Below are 17100 nucleotides of genomic sequence, written 5' to 3'. Positions count from 1 at the left end.
GAAGAGGCCCGCCCAGACAACACAAGACTCACCCTAAAAAAGGAAGTCCCGATGACCAGCACCGCCCAGCACAGTCAGGTAGTCCAAAAGCAATTCGGTGAACAGGCCTCGGCCTATCTGAGCAGCGCCGTACACGCTCAAGGCACCGAATTCGCGCTGCTACAGGCAGAACTGGCCGGGCAGGGCGATGCACGGGTGCTGGACCTGGGTTGCGGTGCCGGTCACGTCAGTTTTCACGTGGCCTCGCTGGTCAAGGAGGTTGTGGCGTACGACCTGTCCCAACAGATGCTCGACGTGGTCGCCGCCGCCGCTGTCGACCGTGGTTTGAGCAATGTGACCACGGTCCTCGGCGCCGCTGAGCGGCTGCCCTTCGCCGACGGCGAGTTCGACTTCGTGTTCAGCCGTTACTAGGCGCACCATTGGAGCGATCTCGGCTTGGCCCTGCGCGAAGTGCGCCGGGTGCTGAAACCGGGTGGCGTGGCGGCGTTCGTCGACGTGTTGTCACCGGGCAGTCCGTTGTTCGACACTTACCTGCAAAGCGTCGAAGTGCTGCGCGACACCAGCCATGTGCGCGATTATTCCGCCGGTGAGTGGTTGCGTCAGGTCAGCGAAGCGGGGTTGCATACCCGCAGCACCACCCGGCAGCGCCTGCGTCTGGAATACAACAGCTGGGTCGAGCGCATGCGCACGCCAGAGGTGATGCGCGCGGCGATCCGCGAGTTGCAGCAGTCCATGGGCAATGAAGTGCGCGAATATTTCGAGATCGAGGCCGATGGTTCGTTCAGTACAGATGTGCTGGTGCTGATGGCAGAACGATAAAATTTTTCCGGGTGTGCCTGCGGGCACACCGACTGATGACATGAGGAAAGCATGAGCAAGCAGATTCTGATTCTCCCAGGTGACGGTATTGGCCCGGAAATCATGGCCGAAGCGGTCAAGGTGCTGGAATTGGCCAATGACAAATACAGCCTGGGCTTCGAGCTGAGCCACGACGTGATCGGTGGCGCCGCCATCGACAAGCACGGCGTGCCGCTGGCCGACGAAACCCTGGCTCGCGCACGCGCTGCCGACGCGGTATTGCTGGGCGCCGTGGGCGGCCCGAAATGGGACACCATCGAACGTGACATCCGCCCTGAGCGCGGCCTGCTGAAAATTCGTGCGCAACTGGGCCTGTTCGGCAACCTGCGTCCGGCGATCCTGTATCCGCAACTGGCTGAAGCCTCGAGCCTGAAGCCTGAAATCGTGGCTGGCCTGGACATCCTGATCGTCCGTGAGCTGACCGGCGGCATCTACTTCGGCACACCGCGTGGTACCCGCACCTTGGAAAACGGCGAGCGTCAGGCCTATGACACCCTGCCGTACAGCGAAAGCGAAATCCGCCGCATCGCCCGTGTCGGTTTCGACATGGCCATGGTGCGCGGCAAGAAGCTGTGCTCGGTGGACAAGGCCAACGTACTGGCTTCCAGCCAGTTGTGGCGTGAAATCGTCGAGCAAGTGGCCAAGGATTACCCTGAAGTCGAACTGAGCCACATGTACGTCGACAACGCCGCCATGCAGCTGGTGCGTGCACCGAAGCAATTCGACGTGATCGTCACCGACAACCTGTTTGGCGACATTTTGTCCGACCAGGCATCGATGCTCACCGGTTCCATCGGCATGCTGCCGTCGGCGTCGCTGGATACCAACAACAAAGGCATGTACGAGCCGTGCCACGGTTCGGCGCCGGACATTGCCGGCAAAGGCATTGCCAACCCGTTGGCGACCATTCTGTCGGTGTCGATGATGCTGCGTTACAGCTTCAATCTGCAGGATGCGGCCGATGCCATCGAGAAGGCCGTCAGTCTGGTTTTGGACCAGGGCTTGCGCACGGGCGACATCTGGTCGGCCGGTTGCACTAAAGTCGGTACGCAGGAAATGGGTGACGCAGTAGTCGCCGCTCTGCGGAATCTGTAATCTCTCGGGCCCGCTGCCACTTTCACTCTTGAAAGCAGCGGCCCACTTTTTAAAGAAGGTGTAGTTGCGATGAAACGTGTAGGTCTGATCGGTTGGCGCGGTATGGTCGGTTCCGTGCTCATGCAGCGGATGCTGGAAGAGCAGGATTTCGATCTTATTGAGCCGGTGTTTTTCACCACTTCCAATGTCGGTGGCCAAGGCCCGTCCGTGGGCAAGGACATTGCTCCGCTCAAGGACGCTTACAGCATTGAAGAGCTGAAAACCCTCGACGTGATTCTGACCTGCCAGGGTGGCGACTACACCAGCGAAGTCTTCCCGAAACTGCGCGAAGCCGGCTGGCAGGGTTACTGGATCGACGCCGCTTCCAGCCTGCGCATGCAGGATGACGCGGTGATCGTGCTGGACCCGGTGAACCGCAAGGTCATCGACCAGCAGCTCGACGCGGGCACCAAGAACTACATCGGCGGCAACTGCACCGTCAGCCTGATGCTGATGGGCCTGGGCGGTCTGTTCGAAGCCGGGCTGGTCGAGTGGATGAGTGCCATGACCTATCAGGCGGCCTCCGGGGCCGGCGCGCAGAACATGCGTGAACTGATCAAGCAAATGGGCGCGACCCACGCCGCTGTCGCCGATCAACTGGCCGACCCGGCCAGCGCGATCCTCGACATCGACCGCCGTGTCGCCGAAGCCATGCGCAGCGACGCGTACCCGACCGAAAACTTCGGGGTACCGCTGGCTGGCAGCCTGATCCCGTGGATCGACAAGGAACTGCCAAACGGTCAGAGCCGCGAAGAGTGGAAGGCTCAGGCCGAAACCAACAAGATCCTCGGTCGCTTCAAGAGCCCGATCCCGGTCGATGGCATCTGCGTGCGCATCGGCGCCATGCGCTGCCACAGCCAGGCGCTGACCATCAAGCTGAACAAAGACGTGCCGATCGCCGACATCGAAGGGCTGATCAGCCAGCACAACCCTTGGGTCAAACTGGTGCCGAATAACCGCGAAGCCAGCATTCAGGAACTGAGCCCGACGAAAGTCACCGGCACCCTGAACGTACCGGTTGGCCGTCTGCGCAAGCTGAACATGGGCACGCAGTACGTCGGCGCGTTCACCGTTGGCGACCAGCTGCTGTGGGGCGCGGCCGAACCGCTGCGTCGTATGCTGCGGATCCTGCTTGAGCGTTGATCGATTGAAGTAATGAAAGAACCCGCACCTTGAAAGAGGTGCGGGTTTTTTTTTTTGCCCGGTGTGTCGTCAGTGAGGGCCTCTTCGCGGGCAAGCCTCGCTCCTACAAGGGATCCGGGCGTCCACATAACTGTAGGAGCGAGGCTTGCCCGCGAAGAGGCCGGTGTAATCACCACAAATCCCCAGCCGAATTGCCTGCATGCCCCCCGCCCGGTAAAGTGCCGCTCCCCCCGTTTCGCCAGAGGTAGAACCATGAGCCAGTCCTTTGATATTGCCGTGATCGGCGCCACCGGTACTGTCGGCGAAACACTCGTGCAGATTCTCGAAGAGCGCGACTTCCCGGTCGGTAACCTGCACCTGTTGGCCAGCAGCGAATCCGCCGGGCATTCGGTGCCGTTTCGCGGCAAGAACGTTCGGGTGCGTGAAGTCGACGAATTCGACTTCAGCAAAGTCCAGCTGGTGTTCTTCGCGGCCGGCCCGGCAGTAACCCTGAGTTTCGCCTCGCGCGCCACCGCCGCCGGTTGCTCGCTGATCGACCTGTCCGGCGCCTTGCCGGCCGATCAGGCGCCGCAAGTGGTGCCGGAAGCCAACGCCGACATCCTCGCCGGTCTGAAAAAACCGTTCCAGGTCAGCAGCCCTAGCCCGTCGGCCACGACGCTGGCCGTGGTGCTGGCGCCGTTGCTCGGTTTGCTCGACCTGCAACGCATCAACCTGACCGCCAGCCTGGCCGTCTCCGCCCAGGGCCGCGAAGCAGTGACCGAGCTGGCACGGCAAACCGCCGAGCTGCTCAACGTGCGCCCGCTGGAGCCGACCTTTTTCGATCGGCAAATGGCGTTCAACCTGTTGGCTCAGGTCGGCAAGCCTGATGAACAGGGCCACACGCTGTTGGAAAAACGCCTGGTGCGTGAGCTGCGTCAGGTCATGGCTCTGCCTTTATTAAAGATTTCCGTCACTTGCATTCAAGCCCCGGTGTTTTTTGGCGATAGCTTTAGCGTGACCTTGCAGTCAGCGAGCGCTGTCGACCTAGCAAAAGTCAACGCGGCACTGGAAGACGCGCCGGGTATCGAGCTGGTGGAAGCCGGCGATTACCCGACAGCGGTAGGCGATGCGGTAGGGCAGGACGTGGTTTACGTTGGTCGGGTTCGCCAAGGTATCGACGACCCGTCGGAACTTAATGTGTGGCTGACGTCAGATAACGTACGCAAAGGCGCCGCGCTCAATGCTGTGCAGGTGGCTGAATTGTTGATAAAAGACCTGCTGTAAAAGATACTTGGCAACAATTTTTCGAATGAGTCCGGTCGAGCGTTATGCTGGACCGGATTGCTGATGGCGAGCCACCCTGCGGGGCTTTCCGGGGCATGAATGAAATGATCGCGCGTGACGACCCTTCGTCGCCGCGCGCAATGCCTTACGGCAGCGGCTATCAACACCTTCTCGCTGGCCGAGGAATGTTCAAACAAAGGATGAGGCTATGGTTCAAGTTCGCAAACTGGTGTTAGCAATAGCGGCCGCCTCGGCGCTGTCCTCCGGTATGGCGCATGCCCTCGGGCTTGGGGAATTGACCCTGAAGTCGACGCTGAACCAACCTCTGGTGGCGGAAATCGAGCTGCTCGACGTCAAGGACCTCACCGCCGCGGAAGTGGTGCCGAGCCTGGCTTCGCCCGAAGATTTCGCCAAGGCAGGCGTCGATCGCCAGGCGTTTCTCAACGACCTGACCTTCACGCCAGTGCTCAACGCCAGCGGAAAAAGCATCCTGCGTGTGACGTCCAGCAAGCCACTGTCCGAGCCCATGGTGAAATTCCTGGTTCAGGTGATGTGGCCCAACGGTCGACTGCTGCGCGATTACAGCGTGCTGCTCGATCCGTCCAAATTCTCCCCGCAGACCGCTGAAGCGGCTGCGCAGCCTGCGCCGACCCAAACGATCACTGCGCCGGTCACTGGCGCCACCAAGCCAATCCAATACACCACCACGCCGCGCGATACCCTTTGGGAAATCGCCGCGAAGGCGCGTAATGGCGGGTCGGTTCAGCAAACCATGCTGGCTATCCAGGCGCTGAACCCCGATGCCTTTATCGACGGCAACATCAACCGCCTGAAAACCGGCCAGGTGCTGCGCATGCCCGATCAGGCGCAGAGCACCGGCCTGCCGCAAACCAAGGCAATCGCTGAAGTCGCTGCACAGAACACCGCATGGCGACAGGGTCGTCGTTATGTGGCTAAGCCCGGCACCGGGCAGCAGCAACTCGATGCCACCAAGCGTGGCCGCGCTGACGCAGCCCCGTCGCAAGCGGCGAAAGACAATCTGAGCCTGGTCTCTGCCGAAACCGGCAAAGCCCGTGGCAAAGGCGCTGCAGGCGATGCCAAAGCCTTGGGCAACAAACTGGCTGTCACCCAGGAAAGCCTCGACACGACCCGTCGTGACAATGCCGAACTGAAAAGCCGCATGACCGATCTGCAAAGTCAGATGGAAAAGCTGCAACGCCTGATCGAGCTGAAGAACAATCAATTGGCCAAGTTGCAGGCCGAAGGCGCTGCTGATGCGCCGGTTGCAGCCGCGGCCGCTCCGGCAATGTCTGCTGAGTTGGCCGCCGACCCTGCGGCGGCGCCGACGGAAGTGGCTCCTGCACCGGTAGCGCCTGCGCCAGAGGCGGCGGCACCTGAAGCCGCTCCGGTGCCAGCGCCCGCCGAGCCACCTGTCGAGCCGACGCCAGTCGCTTCCGACGACCAGAAATTCAACGAGCTGCTGACCAATCCGGTGCTGCTGGGCCTGGTGGGCGGCGGTGCAGTGGTTCTGCTGTTGTTGCTGCTGTTGCTGGCACGTCGCCGCAAAGCGCAGCAAGAAGCCGAGAAACACCTGCGCATGGCGCGTGCCCTGGAAGAGGAGAAGGAGTTCTCCGCCGAGCAGGACCTGCCGGAAAGCAGCTTCGAAGGCCTGGAAGTTCCGCCGCCGAGCGTGAAACTCGCTACGTCGCCGACTCCTGCGCCAGCGCCGATGCCTGCTCCGGCTCCAGTGATTGCTCCGGTAGTGGTCACGCCGCCGATTGCCGCACCACTGATATCGCCGGCAGCCGACCGCGATGACGATGTACTGACCAAGGCTCAGTCGCACATTGCCGCCGGTCGTTTGAACCAGGCAGTGGCGTTGCTCGAAGACGGCATCAAGCAAGAGCCGCAACGCAGCGACCTGCGCCTGAAGCTGATGGAAGTCTACGGTCAGCAGGGCGATCGCGATGCGTTTGTCGCTCAGGAGCGTCAGTTGGTGGCCAACGGTGACAACTTCGCCCAGGTCGAACAGCTTAAAACCCGTTTCCCTGCGATGGTTATCGCGGCTGCCGGTGGTCTCGCCGCTGCCGCCATCGCCGCCGAGCTGGACGCGCAGTACGTCAAAGACCTGCTACTGGACGAGCCGGAAGCGCCAGCCCCCGCCGATGACGACTTTGACAGCGCCTTCGATCTAAGCCTGGACGATCTGGAAGCCGCTTCTCCGGCGGTGGTTGCACCCGAGCCGGAATCGGCGGCTGACCTTGAAGAATTCCCGCTGGACGACGACCTGAGCTTTGAGTCGGTGTTGAAGGAGCAGACCGAAATCAAGGAAAACCTCGACGACCTGTCGGACTTCGACCTGGACATGGATCTGGGGGGAGACCCATCGCCGGCGATCCTCGCTGAGGACGACTTCCTGCTGGATCTCGACGAAGGCGTGAAGGACTTGCCTACCGAGCCTGTGAAGCCTGAAGTTCCGCAGGATGACCTGGAGTTGCCGGCCAATTTCGACTTGTCGCTGGCCGATGAAATGGACACCGCCACCACCACCCCGGCCGAGCCGGACGCCTTCGCCGCTGAGCTGGAAGACGTCAACGCCGAGCTGGATCGTCTGTCCCAGAGCATGGGTGAGCCGACCTTTACCGCAGAAGACGCTATGGCTTCCGCGGCGGACGAGCCGGATTTCGACTTCCTCTCCGGCACCGATGAAGTCGCCACCAAACTCGATCTGGCCCAGGCCTACATCGACATGGGCGACAACGACGGCGCTCGGGACATCCTCAATGAGGTGGTGACCGAGGGTAATGCTGGCCAGAAGAGCGAAGCCAAGGAGATGCTTTCGCATCTGGCTTGAGTGTTCGGCAGGCAGTAAACAGAACGGCAGCCCAGTGAGGCTGCCGTTTTTGTTTTCGCTTAGCTGCGGTGTTGCCTGTCCAACCGCTTTCGCGAGCAAGCCCGCTCCCACATTGGTTCGTGTTGCCCAAAGTATTTAAGCCGGGCGCGAATACCTTGTGGGAGCGGGCTTGCTCGCGAAGAGGGCCTGACATTCGATATCCTGTTTTCTGTTGCACTGGCATCCCGGTGGCGCGGCCTTATAATGCCCGCCTTTGCGCTTATCAGCAGGCTGTTACTCCTTGGCAAATATAGATAACCCGGCCGTCGAACTGGCGGCCGACGGCTTTTTCCGGATCGCGCTGGGCGTTGAATACAAAGGCTCGCGTTATCGCGGCTGGCAGCGCCAGGCCTCCGGCGTGCTCACCGTGCAGGAAACCCTCGAAAAGGCCTTGTCCAAAGTCGCCGACTCACCGGTGTCGCTGCTCTGCGCCGGGCGCACGGACGCTGGCGTGCATGCCTGCGGCCAGGTGGTGCATTTCGATACCCAGGTCGAGCGTTCGATGAAGGCCTGGGTCATGGGCGCCAATATCAACTTGCCCCACGACGTCAGTGTCAGCTGGGCCAAGGTCATGCCGGCGCATTTTCATGCGCGTTTCAAGGCCATCGCCCGCCGCTATCGCTACGTGATCTACAACGATCAGATCCGCCCGGCGCACCTGAACGAAGAAATCACCTGGAACCACCGTCCGCTCGACGTCGAGCGCATGGCCGAGGCGGCCCAGTATCTGGTTGGCACCCATGATTTCAGCGCGTTCCGCGCCGGTCAGTGCCAGGCCAAGTCGCCGATCAAGGAACTGCATCACCTGCGTGTCACGCGTCACGGCAAGATGATCGTGCTGGATATCCGCGCCAGCGCCTTCCTGCACCACATGGTGCGCAACATCGCCGGTGTATTGATGACCATCGGGGCCGGCGAGCGTCCGGTGGAGTGGATGAAGGAAGTGCTGGAGAGTCGGATCCGTCGTTCTGGCGGGGTGACGGCGCATCCGTTCGGTCTGTATCTGGTGCAGGTCGAATATCGCGACGAGTTCGAATTGCCCGAGCGTTACATCGGCCCACACTTCCTCACAGGCTTCTCTGAACTTGACGGCTGACGCCCTCGAACGCATTTGTTACCATCCGGGACTTTCTCGGATTTGCCCTGAGGTTTTATCGACATGTCAGCCGTTCGCAGCAAGATTTGTGGGATTACCCGCATAGAAGATGCGTTGGCGGCGGTCGAGGCCGGGGCGGATGCCATCGGATTTGTGTTTTACCCCAAAAGCCCGCGGGCGGTGACGGTCCAGCAGGCGCGCGAGATTATCAAGGCGCTGCCGCCATTCGTGACCACCGTGGGGTTGTTCGTCAACGCCAGCCGCTGCGAGTTGGGCGAACTGCTCGACGCCGTGCCGCTGGACCTGTTGCAGTTCCATGGTGATGAAACCGCGGCCGATTGTGAAGGCTGGCACCGCCCGTATATCAAGGCGCTGCGGGTCAAGGCCGGCGACGACATCGCGGCGGCATGCGATGCATTTCCTAGTGCCAGCGGTATGCTGCTCGATGCCTACGTTGAAGGCGTACCCGGCGGAACCGGTGAAGCGTTCGACTGGTCTTTGATACCGCAAGGCTTGAGCAAGCCGATCATCCTCGCTGGCGGCTTGACTCCGGATAACGTGGCGCAGGCAATCGACCGGGTTCGGCCTTACGCGGTGGACGTCAGCGGTGGGGTAGAGGCGAGCAAAGGCATCAAGGATCACGCAAAGATTCAGGCATTCATCAAGGCTGTACGTAGTAGCACGTAGTTGATGTGACGGCTGGCAGACTGCCGCCGTCCCAAAATGCACTGCGCTGCACAAAGCAGGCACGGCTGAGGATTGATGGGTTGTACGCAGGTCACGCTCCACCGACCCGACCATCCACCGATCATCGCCACACACACACATGAATTTAGCTCAAGGGCATACGCGGGGCTGCGAACCAGAGCGTTCGGGCCGCCGGTACTGGAGAAAGAAAGCATGAGCAACTGGTTAGTAGACAAACTGATCCCTTCGATCATGCGTTCCGAGGTCAAGAAGAGCTCGGTGCCTGAAGGTCTGTGGCACAAATGCCCGTCTTGCGAGGCTGTGCTGTACCGTCCGGAGCTGGAAAAGACCCTGGACGTTTGCCCCAAGTGCAACCACCACATGCGTATCGGCGCCCGCGCCCGCATCGACATCTTCCTCGACGCCGAAGGCCGTGCCGAATTGGGCGCGGACCTGGAGCCGGTTGACCGTCTGAAGTTCCGCGACGGCAAGAAGTACAAGGATCGCCTGACCGCTGCGCAAAAGGCGACCGGCGAAAAAGACGCACTGATCTCCATGAGCGGGACCCTGCTGGGCATGCCGGTGGTGGTTTCGGCGTTTGAATTCTCCTTCATGGGCGGTTCGATGGGCGCCATTGTGGGTGAGCGGTTTGTCCGCGCCGCCAACCACGCGCTGGAAAACAAATGCCCGATGATCTGCTTCGCCGCCTCCGGTGGTGCGCGGATGCAGGAAGCCCTGATCTCCCTGATGCAAATGGCCAAGACCTCTGCGGTACTGGCGCGTCTGCGTGAAGAAGGCATTCCGTTCATCTCCGTGCTGACCGACCCGGTCTACGGTGGTGTTTCCGCCAGTCTGGCAATGCTGGGCGACGTGATTGTCGGTGAGCCGAAAGCCCTGATCGGCTTTGCAGGTCCGCGCGTTATCGAGCAAACCGTGCGCGAAAAACTGCCGGAAGGCTTCCAGCGCAGCGAGTTCCTGCTGGAGCACGGCGCGATCGACTTGATCGTTCACCGTCAGGAACTGCGTCCACGCCTGGGCAACCTGCTGGCACAAATGATGGGCCTGCCGACGCCGAAATTCGTCGCCGCACCCATCGAGCCGATCGCGGTTCCACCGGTACCTGCCAACCTATGACCGAACGTACCCTTGGCGAGTGGCTCGCCTACCTTGAGCAGTTGCACCCTTCGGCCATCGACATGGGCCTTGAGCGCTCGCAACAGGTAGCGTCCCGCATGGGGCTGGGCAAGCCGGCGCCTCGGGTGATCACGGTCACCGGCACCAACGGCAAGGGTTCTACCTGCGCATTCGTGGCTTCGCTGCTGCGGGCGCAGGGCCTGAACGTCGGTGTCTACAATTCTCCGCACCTGTTGCGTTACAACGAGCGGGTGCAGGTCAACGGCGTCGAAGCGACTGACGCCGAGCTGTGCGAAGCCTTTGCTGCAGTCGAGGCGTGGCGTGGCGACACTTCCCTGACGTACTTCGAAATGGGAACCCTGGCGGCGTTCTGGCTGTTCCAGCAGGCCGGGCTTGATGCCGTGGTGCTGGAAGTCGGCCTCGGTGGGCGTCTGGATACGGTCAACGTGGTCGATGCTGACATGGCGCTGGTCACCAGCATCGGTGTCGATCACGCCGATTACCTGGGGGATACCCGCGAGTCCGTGGCTTTTGAAAAGGCCGGCATCTTCCGTCAGGGCGCGCCTGCGCTCTGCGGCGACCTGAATCCTCCACAACCTCTGCTGGATAAAGCCCGCGAGCTCAATTGCCCGTTTTTCTTGCGTGGCCGCGATTTTGATCTCGGTATCACCGATCAAAACTGGCAATGGCGCGGAGTAGACGCTCAAGGGCGTGTGCTCGAGTTGCGCGATCTGCCGTTGCTCGACCTGCCGATGGAAAACGCTGCACTGGCTTTGCAGGCTTACCTGTTGCTCGGTTTGCCGTGGGTGGCTGCACAGATTATTGAGGCCCTGAAAGCGACGCGGGTGGTCGGTCGTCTCGATCGCCGTCAGTTCGACTGGCAGGGCAAGCGCCTGAGCCTGTTGCTGGATGTGGGGCATAACCCGCATGCGGCCGAGTATCTGGCGCGCCGTCTGGCCAGTCGTCCGCCGGTCGGCAAGCGTCTGGCGGTGTTCGGATTGCTGGCGGACAAGGATCTGGATGGTGTTGTCAGTGAATTGAATGCTAGTGTCCAGCAATGGGCTGTCGCGCCGCTGGATTCACCGCGTGCGCGCCCGGTTGCCGATTTGCAGGCGGCGTTGCAGAACCTTGGCGCCGCGGTAACGTCCTATGACAGTGTGGTCGCCGCCCTGGAAGGGCAGTGTGCGCTGGCGACGAGCGACGACGAGATTCTGTTGTTCGGATCATTTTATTGTGTCGCCGAGGCCCTTGAATGGCTGGCCCGGCGCTCCACGGAGGAAGCGGCAAATGGCATTGCTGGATAAGGCATACAAACAGCGCATGGTTGGCGCCCTGGTTCTGGTGGCGCTGGCGGTTATTTTTCTGCCGATGCTGTTTTCCCGTCAGGATGAGCAGCGTCAAGTGACGGTCGAAGCCCCGACTGCACCGCAAGCACCGTCGATGCCGCAAGTGCAGGTCGAGCCGGTGGTGGTGCCTGAGCCGCAAGCGCTGCCTCAAGAACCGGTGCCGAGCGATGATGAGATCGCTCAGCAAGAAGCACCGTCCGCGCCGATTGCACCGAGTGCACCAGTGGCGCCTGCGCCTGTTGCCAAACCGGTCGCGCCAGCACCTGCTCCTGCTATGGCTGCCAAGCCTGCAACCGCGCCCCCTCAGCCAATCACTGCTGCACCGGGCAAGCCGGACACGACTCAGAGTCGCGTCGACGCCAATGGCCTGTCGGTCAGCTGGTCGGTGCAATTGGCCAGCCTGTCGAGCCGTGCAAGTGCAGAAAGCCTGCAAAAAGACCTGCGCAGTCAGGGCTATAACGCCTACATCCGTACGGCAGATGGCAAGAACCGGGTGTTTGTCGGACCGCTGATCGAGCGCGCCGAAGCCGATCGTCTGCGTGACTTGTTGGGCCGCCAGAAGAACCTCAAGGGGTTTGTGGTGCGTTTCCAGCCTGAGCGCGGTTAAAACTATCGCCCCGATTTGAAATGCACTGACAATCGCAGCTTACCGATAGCCATGGGCTCTGCTAAAATGCGCCGCCTTATCCGTCTGTAGGCTGCACTGTGCCATTTACCTGGGTTGACTGGGCGATCGTTGCAATCGTCGCCATCTCCGCATTGATCAGTCTGAGCCGCGGCTTCGTCAAAGAAGCATTATCGCTGGTGACCTGGATCATCGCAGGAGTCGTCGCCTGGATGTTCGGTGGTGCATTGTCCGAGTACCTCGCCGGATACATCGAAACGCCATCGGCTCGTGTGATCACGGGCTGTGCCATCATGTTTGTCGCCACTTTAATCGTGGGCGCAATGATCAATTATCTTATCGGCGAGTTGGTTCGCGTCACCGGGTTGTCCGGGACCGATCGATTCCTCGGCATGGCCTTCGGCGCCGCGCGTGGCGTGCTGCTGGTGGTCGTGGCGGTCGGGCTGTTGAGCCTGGGGCCGGTACAGCAGGACGGGTGGTGGCAACAGTCGCAGCTCGTGCCAAAATTTCTATTGGTCGCAGACTGGTCCAAAAACCTGATCCTCGGGTGGAGCAGTCAGTGGCTTGCCAGCGGTATCAGCGTACCCGCTGAGATACCGTTCAAGGAGCACCTCTTGCCGATGGCCAAAACGCCTCAGTGAGTTGTGTTCAGTTCAGATCCATTAAGTAGGGGTTGCGTCGCATGTGTGGCATCGTCGGTATCGTCGGTAAGTCGAACGTCAATCAGGCGCTGTATGACGCGCTAACCGTCCTCCAGCACCGCGGCCAGGACGCTGCCGGTATCGTGACCAGCCATGATGGCCGGTTATTCCTGCGCAAGGACAATGGCCTGGTGCGTGACGTGTTCCATCAGCGTCACATGCAGCGCCTGGTCGGCCACATGGGCATTGGCCATGTGCGTTACCCGACCGCGGGCAGCTCGACCTCGGCCGAAGCTCAACCGTTTTACGTCAACTCGCCTTACGGCATCACCTTGGCGCATAACGGCAATCTGACCAACGTTGAACAGCTGGCCAAGGAGATTTACGAATCTGACCTGCGCCACGTCAACACCAACTCCGATTCGGAAGTGCTGCTCAACGTGTTCGCGCACGAGCTGGCCCAGCGCGGCAAATTGCAGCCGACCGAAGAAGACGTGTTCGCTGCCGTCACCGACGTGCACAACCGTTGCGTCGGTGGTTACGCGGTCGTGGCGATGATCACCGGTTATGGCATCGTCGGTTTCCGCGACCCGCACGGCATCCGCCCGATTGTCTTCGGCCAGCGTCACACCGACGAAGGCGTCGAGTACATGATCGCCTCCGAAAGCGTTTCCCTGGACGTGCTCGGTTTCACCCTGATTCGCGACCTGGCACCGGGCGAAGCGGTCTACATCACTGAAGACGGCAAGCTGCACACCCGTCAGTGCGCGACCAACCCGTCCCTGACCCCATGCATCTTCGAACACGTCTACCTGGCGCGTCCGGACTCGATCATCGATGGCGTGTCGGTCTACAAGGCCCGCCTGCGCATGGGGGAGAAACTCGCCGAGAAGATCCTGCGCGAGCGTCCAGAACATGACATCGACGTGGTTATCCCGATTCCGGACACCAGCCGTACCGCGGCCCTGGAGCTGGCGAACCACCTGGGCGTCAAGTTCCGCGAAGGCTTCGTGAAGAACCGCTACATCGGCCGGACCTTCATCATGCCGGGCCAGGCTGCACGGAAAAAATCCGTACGCCAGAAGCTCAACGCCATCGAACTGGAATTCCGCGGCAAGAACGTGATGCTGGTGGACGACTCGATCGTTCGTGGCACCACGTGCAAGCAGATCATCCAGATGGCCCGTGAAGCCGGCGCGAAAAACGTCTACTTCTGCTCCGCAGCCCCGGCCGTTCGCTACCCGAACGTCTACGGCATCGACATGCCAAGCGCCCACGAGCTGATCGCTCACAACCGTTCGACTCAGGACGTTGCTGACCTGATCGGCGCTGATTGGTTGATCTATCAGGACCTGCCTGACTTGATCGAAGCGGTCGGTGGCGGCAAGATCAAGATCGAGAAGTTCGATTGCGCGGTGTTCGATGGCCAGTACGTGACCGGCGACGTCGACGAGGCTTACCTGAACAAGATCGAGCAGGCACGTAACGATGCCTCCAAGGTCAAGACGCAGGCAGTCAGTGCAATCATTGATCTGTATAACAACTGAGTAAACGAGCGGCCTGTAGGAGCGAGGCTTGCCCGCGAAGCTTTTGGCGTTCCCAAAGGCCCCTTCGCGGGCAAGCCATGCTCCTACAGGCCGGTTTTGTATCTATTACTGAGCAGGGCAAGGAGTGACAGCATGAGTCAGGATTGGGATGCCGGTCGGCTGGACAGCGACCTCGAAGGCGTAGCGTTCGATACCCTGGCCGTACGCGCCGGTCAGCACCGCACGCCGGAAGGCGAACACGGTGATCCGATGTTCTTCACTTCCAGCTACGTCTTCCGTACCGCTGCCGACGCCGCGGCGCGCTTTGCCGGCGAAGTGCCGGGCAACGTTTACTCGCGCTACACCAACCCGACCGTGCGCGCGTTCGAAGAGCGCATCGCTGCGCTGGAAAGCGCCGAGCAAGCGGTGGCCACGGCCACCGGCATGGCAGCGATCATGGCGGTGGTGATGAGCCTGTGCAGCGCCGGCGATCACGTACTGGTGTCGCGCAGCGTGTTCGGTTCGACCATCAGCCTGTTCGAGAAGTACTTCAAGCGCTTCGGCATTGAAGTCGATTACGTGCCTCTGGCGGACTTGTCCGGTTGGGACGCGGCGATCAAGGCCAACACCAAATTGCTGTTCGTCGAGTCGCCGTCCAATCCCCTGGCCGAACTGGTGGATATCGCCGAGCTGGCGAAAATCGCTCACGCCAAAGGCGCGATGCTGGTGGTGGACAACTGCTTCTGCACCCCTGCGTTGCAGCAGCCGCTGAAGATGGGCGCGGACATCGTCGTGCACTCGGCGACCAAGTTCATCGACGGCCAGGGCCGTTGCATGGGCGGTGTTGTGGCCGGTCGTAGCGAGCAGATGAAAGAAGTCGTCGGTTTCCTGCGCACTGCCGGGCCGACCCTGAGCCCGTTCAACGCCTGGATCTTCCTGAAGGGCCTGGAAACCTTGGGCCTGCGCATGAAGGCGCATTGCGCCAACGCCCAGCAACTGGCCGAGTGGCTGGAGCAGCAGGACGGCATCGAGAAAGTCCATTACGCCGGCCTCAAGAGCCATCCGCAGCACGAACTGGCTCTGCGCCAGCAGAAGGGCTTCGGTGCGGTCGTGAGTTTTGAGGTCAAGGGAGGCAAAGAGGGCGCCTGGCGCTTTATCGATGCGACCCGTTTGATTTCGATCACCGCCAACCTCGGTGACAGCAAAACCACCATTACGCACCCGAGCACCACCTCCCACGGCCGTCTGGCGCCGCAAGAACGTGAAGCGGCGGGCATTCGTGACAGCCTGATCCGCATCGCGGTCGGTCTGGAAGATGTGGCTGACCTGAAAGCCGATCTGGCGCGCGGGTTGGCTGCCTTGTGATCGAGTTGTCGACGCCGGGCACCGGCACCCATGGCCGCGTTGCACTGGTCACCGGTGCCGCACGCGGCATCGGGCTGGGGATCGCGGCCTGGCTGATCAGCGAAGGCTGGCAAGTGGTGCTGACCGACCTTGATCGAGAGCGCGGTTCGAAAGTGACGAAGGTGCTGGGCGAAAACGCCTGGTTCATCGCCATGGACGTCTCGAACGAGGGGCAAGTGGCGTTGGGCGTCGCCGAGGTGTTGGGGCAGTTCGGGCGTCTGGATGCGTTGGTGTGTAACGCGGCGATTGCCGACCCGCACAACATTACTCTGGAAAGTCTCGATCTGGCTTACTGGAATCGGGTGCTGGCGGTCAATCTAAGCGGCCCGATGCTGTTGGCCAAGCACTGTGCGCCGTATCTGCGCGCTCACAGCGGTGCGATCGTCAATCTGGCCTCGACCCGCGCTGCGCAGTCCGAGCCGGACTCAGAGGCTTACGCGGCGAGCAAGGGCGGTCTGTTGGCCCTGACTCACGCGTTGGCCATCAGCCTTGGGCCGGAAATTCGCGTCAACGCGGTCAGCCCCGGCTGGATCGATGCGCGAGACCCGGTGGCACGGCGTGCTGAGCCCCTGACAGAGGCCGACCATGCCCAGCATCCGGCGGGCAGGGTAGGGACCGTCGAAGACGTTGCGGCAATGGTCGCTTGGCTGCTGTCGAAGAACGCCGGTTTCGTCACGGGTCAGGAGTTTGTGGTCGATGGCGGCATGACCAAGAAGATGATTTACAGCGAGTGATGGGGCAGAGGTGCTGTCTTCAGCATTGATGTTGGGTGTGCCGTCCTCATCGCGAGCCTGCTCGCGAAGCGGTCTGACGGTTTGCGGCCCTGGTGTGGAATGACACGATTCTGTCTTTTTCAGAAAAACTTCAATCCTGCTATTGACTTAGGTTCGCTACCTGCGTAAATTTCGCGGCCTCGGAGATGCAAACGGGTGATTAGCTCAGCTGGGAGAGCGTCTGCCTTACAAGCAGAATGTCGGCGGTTCGATCCCGTCATCACCCACCAAATCCGAGAGTCTTGCGAAAGCAAGATGGAAGCTTTTAAAAGCCTCCACCGACGCGCAGCGGTAGTTCAGTCGGTTAGAATACCGGCCTGTCACGCCGGGGGTCGCGGGTTCGAGTCCCGTCCGCTGCGCCATATTTTCCGCGTCAGGCTTGCCCTGATTCGAGATTGAAAGAGAGACTGAAAAGTCTCAGAGCTTTCAATCAGACGAGTTACTTGGACGCAAGTCCAAAGCGATACGCAGCGGTAGTTCAGTCGGTTAGAATACCGGCCTGTCACGCCGGGGGTCGCGGGTTCGAGTCCCGTCCGCTGCGCCATATCTGCCTCAAGGCCCACTGAACGCCTTGGAG

At 61.2% G+C, this 17100-nt stretch carries 13 protein-coding genes, 3 tRNA genes and 1 pseudogene; all 17 read left to right on the top strand.

The window, feature by feature from the left end; all coding sequences use genetic code 11:
* Positions 1-51: 51 nt before the first annotated feature.
* A pseudogene (locus ACYZTM_RS04660) lies at positions 52-819 on the top strand (class I SAM-dependent methyltransferase).
* A 51-nt stretch (positions 820-870) separates the two neighbouring features.
* Entirely contained in the window at positions 871-1953 is a 1083-nt protein-coding gene (gene leuB / locus ACYZTM_RS04655; RefSeq protein ID WP_461987328.1) for a 3-isopropylmalate dehydrogenase, read from the top strand.
* 69 nt (positions 1954-2022) lie between these two features.
* Positions 2023-3135 (top strand): aspartate-semialdehyde dehydrogenase, encoded by a 1113-nt coding sequence (gene asd, locus ACYZTM_RS04650; protein WP_054052925.1) that lies wholly within the window; start codon positions 2023-2025, stop codon positions 3133-3135.
* A 252-nt stretch (positions 3136-3387) separates the two neighbouring features.
* A complete protein-coding gene (locus tag ACYZTM_RS04645; RefSeq protein ID WP_131059539.1) occupies positions 3388-4398 on the top strand; it encodes an aspartate-semialdehyde dehydrogenase in 1011 nt (336 codons plus the stop codon).
* A 208-nt stretch (positions 4399-4606) separates the two neighbouring features.
* Entirely contained in the window at positions 4607-7252 is a 2646-nt protein-coding gene (locus ACYZTM_RS04640; RefSeq protein ID WP_461987325.1) for a FimV/HubP family polar landmark protein, read from the top strand.
* Positions 7253-7532: 280 nt separating this feature from the next.
* Positions 7533-8387, top strand: coding sequence for a tRNA pseudouridine(38-40) synthase TruA (gene truA / locus ACYZTM_RS04635; protein ID WP_461987322.1), 855 nt, complete (start codon positions 7533-7535; stop codon positions 8385-8387).
* Positions 8388-8450: 63 nt separating this feature from the next.
* Entirely contained in the window at positions 8451-9074 is a 624-nt protein-coding gene (locus ACYZTM_RS04630; RefSeq protein WP_461987320.1) for a phosphoribosylanthranilate isomerase, read from the top strand.
* A 213-nt stretch (positions 9075-9287) separates the two neighbouring features.
* Positions 9288-10208: an acetyl-CoA carboxylase, carboxyltransferase subunit beta gene (gene accD / locus ACYZTM_RS04625; protein WP_461987318.1), complete on the top strand. Its 921-nt coding sequence runs from the start codon at positions 9288-9290 to the stop codon at positions 10206-10208.
* A complete protein-coding gene (gene folC, locus ACYZTM_RS04620; protein WP_461987316.1) occupies positions 10205-11512 on the top strand; it encodes a bifunctional tetrahydrofolate synthase/dihydrofolate synthase in 1308 nt (435 codons plus the stop codon). Before accD ends, folC begins: the two co-directional genes overlap by 4 nt.
* Positions 11496-12161 (top strand): SPOR domain-containing protein, encoded by a 666-nt coding sequence (locus ACYZTM_RS04615; protein ID WP_131059545.1) that lies wholly within the window; start codon positions 11496-11498, stop codon positions 12159-12161. The genes folC and ACYZTM_RS04615 overlap by 17 nt, the downstream gene beginning before the upstream one ends.
* Before the next feature lie 98 nt (positions 12162-12259).
* Complete coding sequence (locus tag ACYZTM_RS04610; protein WP_109633196.1) at positions 12260-12820, top strand: CvpA family protein; 561 nt, start codon at positions 12260-12262, stop codon at positions 12818-12820.
* Between the two features lie 41 nt (positions 12821-12861).
* Complete coding sequence (purF, locus tag ACYZTM_RS04605) at positions 12862-14367, top strand: amidophosphoribosyltransferase (RefSeq protein WP_131059546.1); 1506 nt, start codon at positions 12862-12864, stop codon at positions 14365-14367.
* Between the two features lie 132 nt (positions 14368-14499).
* A complete protein-coding gene (locus tag ACYZTM_RS04600; RefSeq protein ID WP_461987314.1) occupies positions 14500-15711 on the top strand; it encodes an O-succinylhomoserine sulfhydrylase in 1212 nt (403 codons plus the stop codon).
* On the top strand, positions 15708-16484 hold the full coding sequence (locus ACYZTM_RS04595) for an SDR family oxidoreductase (RefSeq protein WP_131059548.1): 777 nt from the start codon (positions 15708-15710) through the stop codon (positions 16482-16484). Before ACYZTM_RS04600 ends, ACYZTM_RS04595 begins: the two co-directional genes overlap by 4 nt.
* Before the next feature lie 193 nt (positions 16485-16677).
* Positions 16678-16753, top strand: a tRNA-Val gene (locus ACYZTM_RS04590).
* Between the two features lie 55 nt (positions 16754-16808).
* Positions 16809-16885 (top strand) — tRNA-Asp (locus tag ACYZTM_RS04585).
* 105 nt (positions 16886-16990) lie between these two features.
* Positions 16991-17067 (top strand) — tRNA-Asp (locus tag ACYZTM_RS04580).
* Positions 17068-17100 lie beyond the last annotated feature (33 nt).

This window comes from Pseudomonas sp. MDT2-39-1 (genome assembly GCF_054898085.1).
This window is presented reverse-complemented; position numbering and strand designations above follow the sequence as displayed.

Excerpts from the sequence above, each read along its gene's own strand:
- ACYZTM_RS04615 (WP_131059545.1), top strand. The coding sequence starts at position 11,496 with ATGGCATTGCTGGATAAGGCATACAAACAGCGCATGGTTGGCGCCCTG.
- ACYZTM_RS04645 (WP_131059539.1), top strand. The coding sequence starts at position 3,388 with ATGAGCCAGTCCTTTGATATTGCCGTGATCGGCGCCACCGGTACTGTC.
- accD (WP_461987318.1), top strand. The coding sequence starts at position 9,288 with ATGAGCAACTGGTTAGTAGACAAACTGATCCCTTCGATCATGCGTTCC.
- ACYZTM_RS04640 (WP_461987325.1), top strand. The coding sequence starts at position 4,607 with ATGGTTCAAGTTCGCAAACTGGTGTTAGCAATAGCGGCCGCCTCGGCG.
- asd (WP_054052925.1), top strand. The coding sequence starts at position 2,023 with ATGAAACGTGTAGGTCTGATCGGTTGGCGCGGTATGGTCGGTTCCGTG.
- purF (WP_131059546.1), top strand. The coding sequence starts at position 12,862 with ATGTGTGGCATCGTCGGTATCGTCGGTAAGTCGAACGTCAATCAGGCG.
- leuB (WP_461987328.1), top strand. The coding sequence starts at position 871 with ATGAGCAAGCAGATTCTGATTCTCCCAGGTGACGGTATTGGCCCGGAA.
- folC (WP_461987316.1), top strand. The coding sequence starts at position 10,205 with ATGACCGAACGTACCCTTGGCGAGTGGCTCGCCTACCTTGAGCAGTTG.
- ACYZTM_RS04630 (WP_461987320.1), top strand. The coding sequence starts at position 8,451 with ATGTCAGCCGTTCGCAGCAAGATTTGTGGGATTACCCGCATAGAAGAT.
- ACYZTM_RS04600 (WP_461987314.1), top strand. The coding sequence starts at position 14,500 with ATGAGTCAGGATTGGGATGCCGGTCGGCTGGACAGCGACCTCGAAGGC.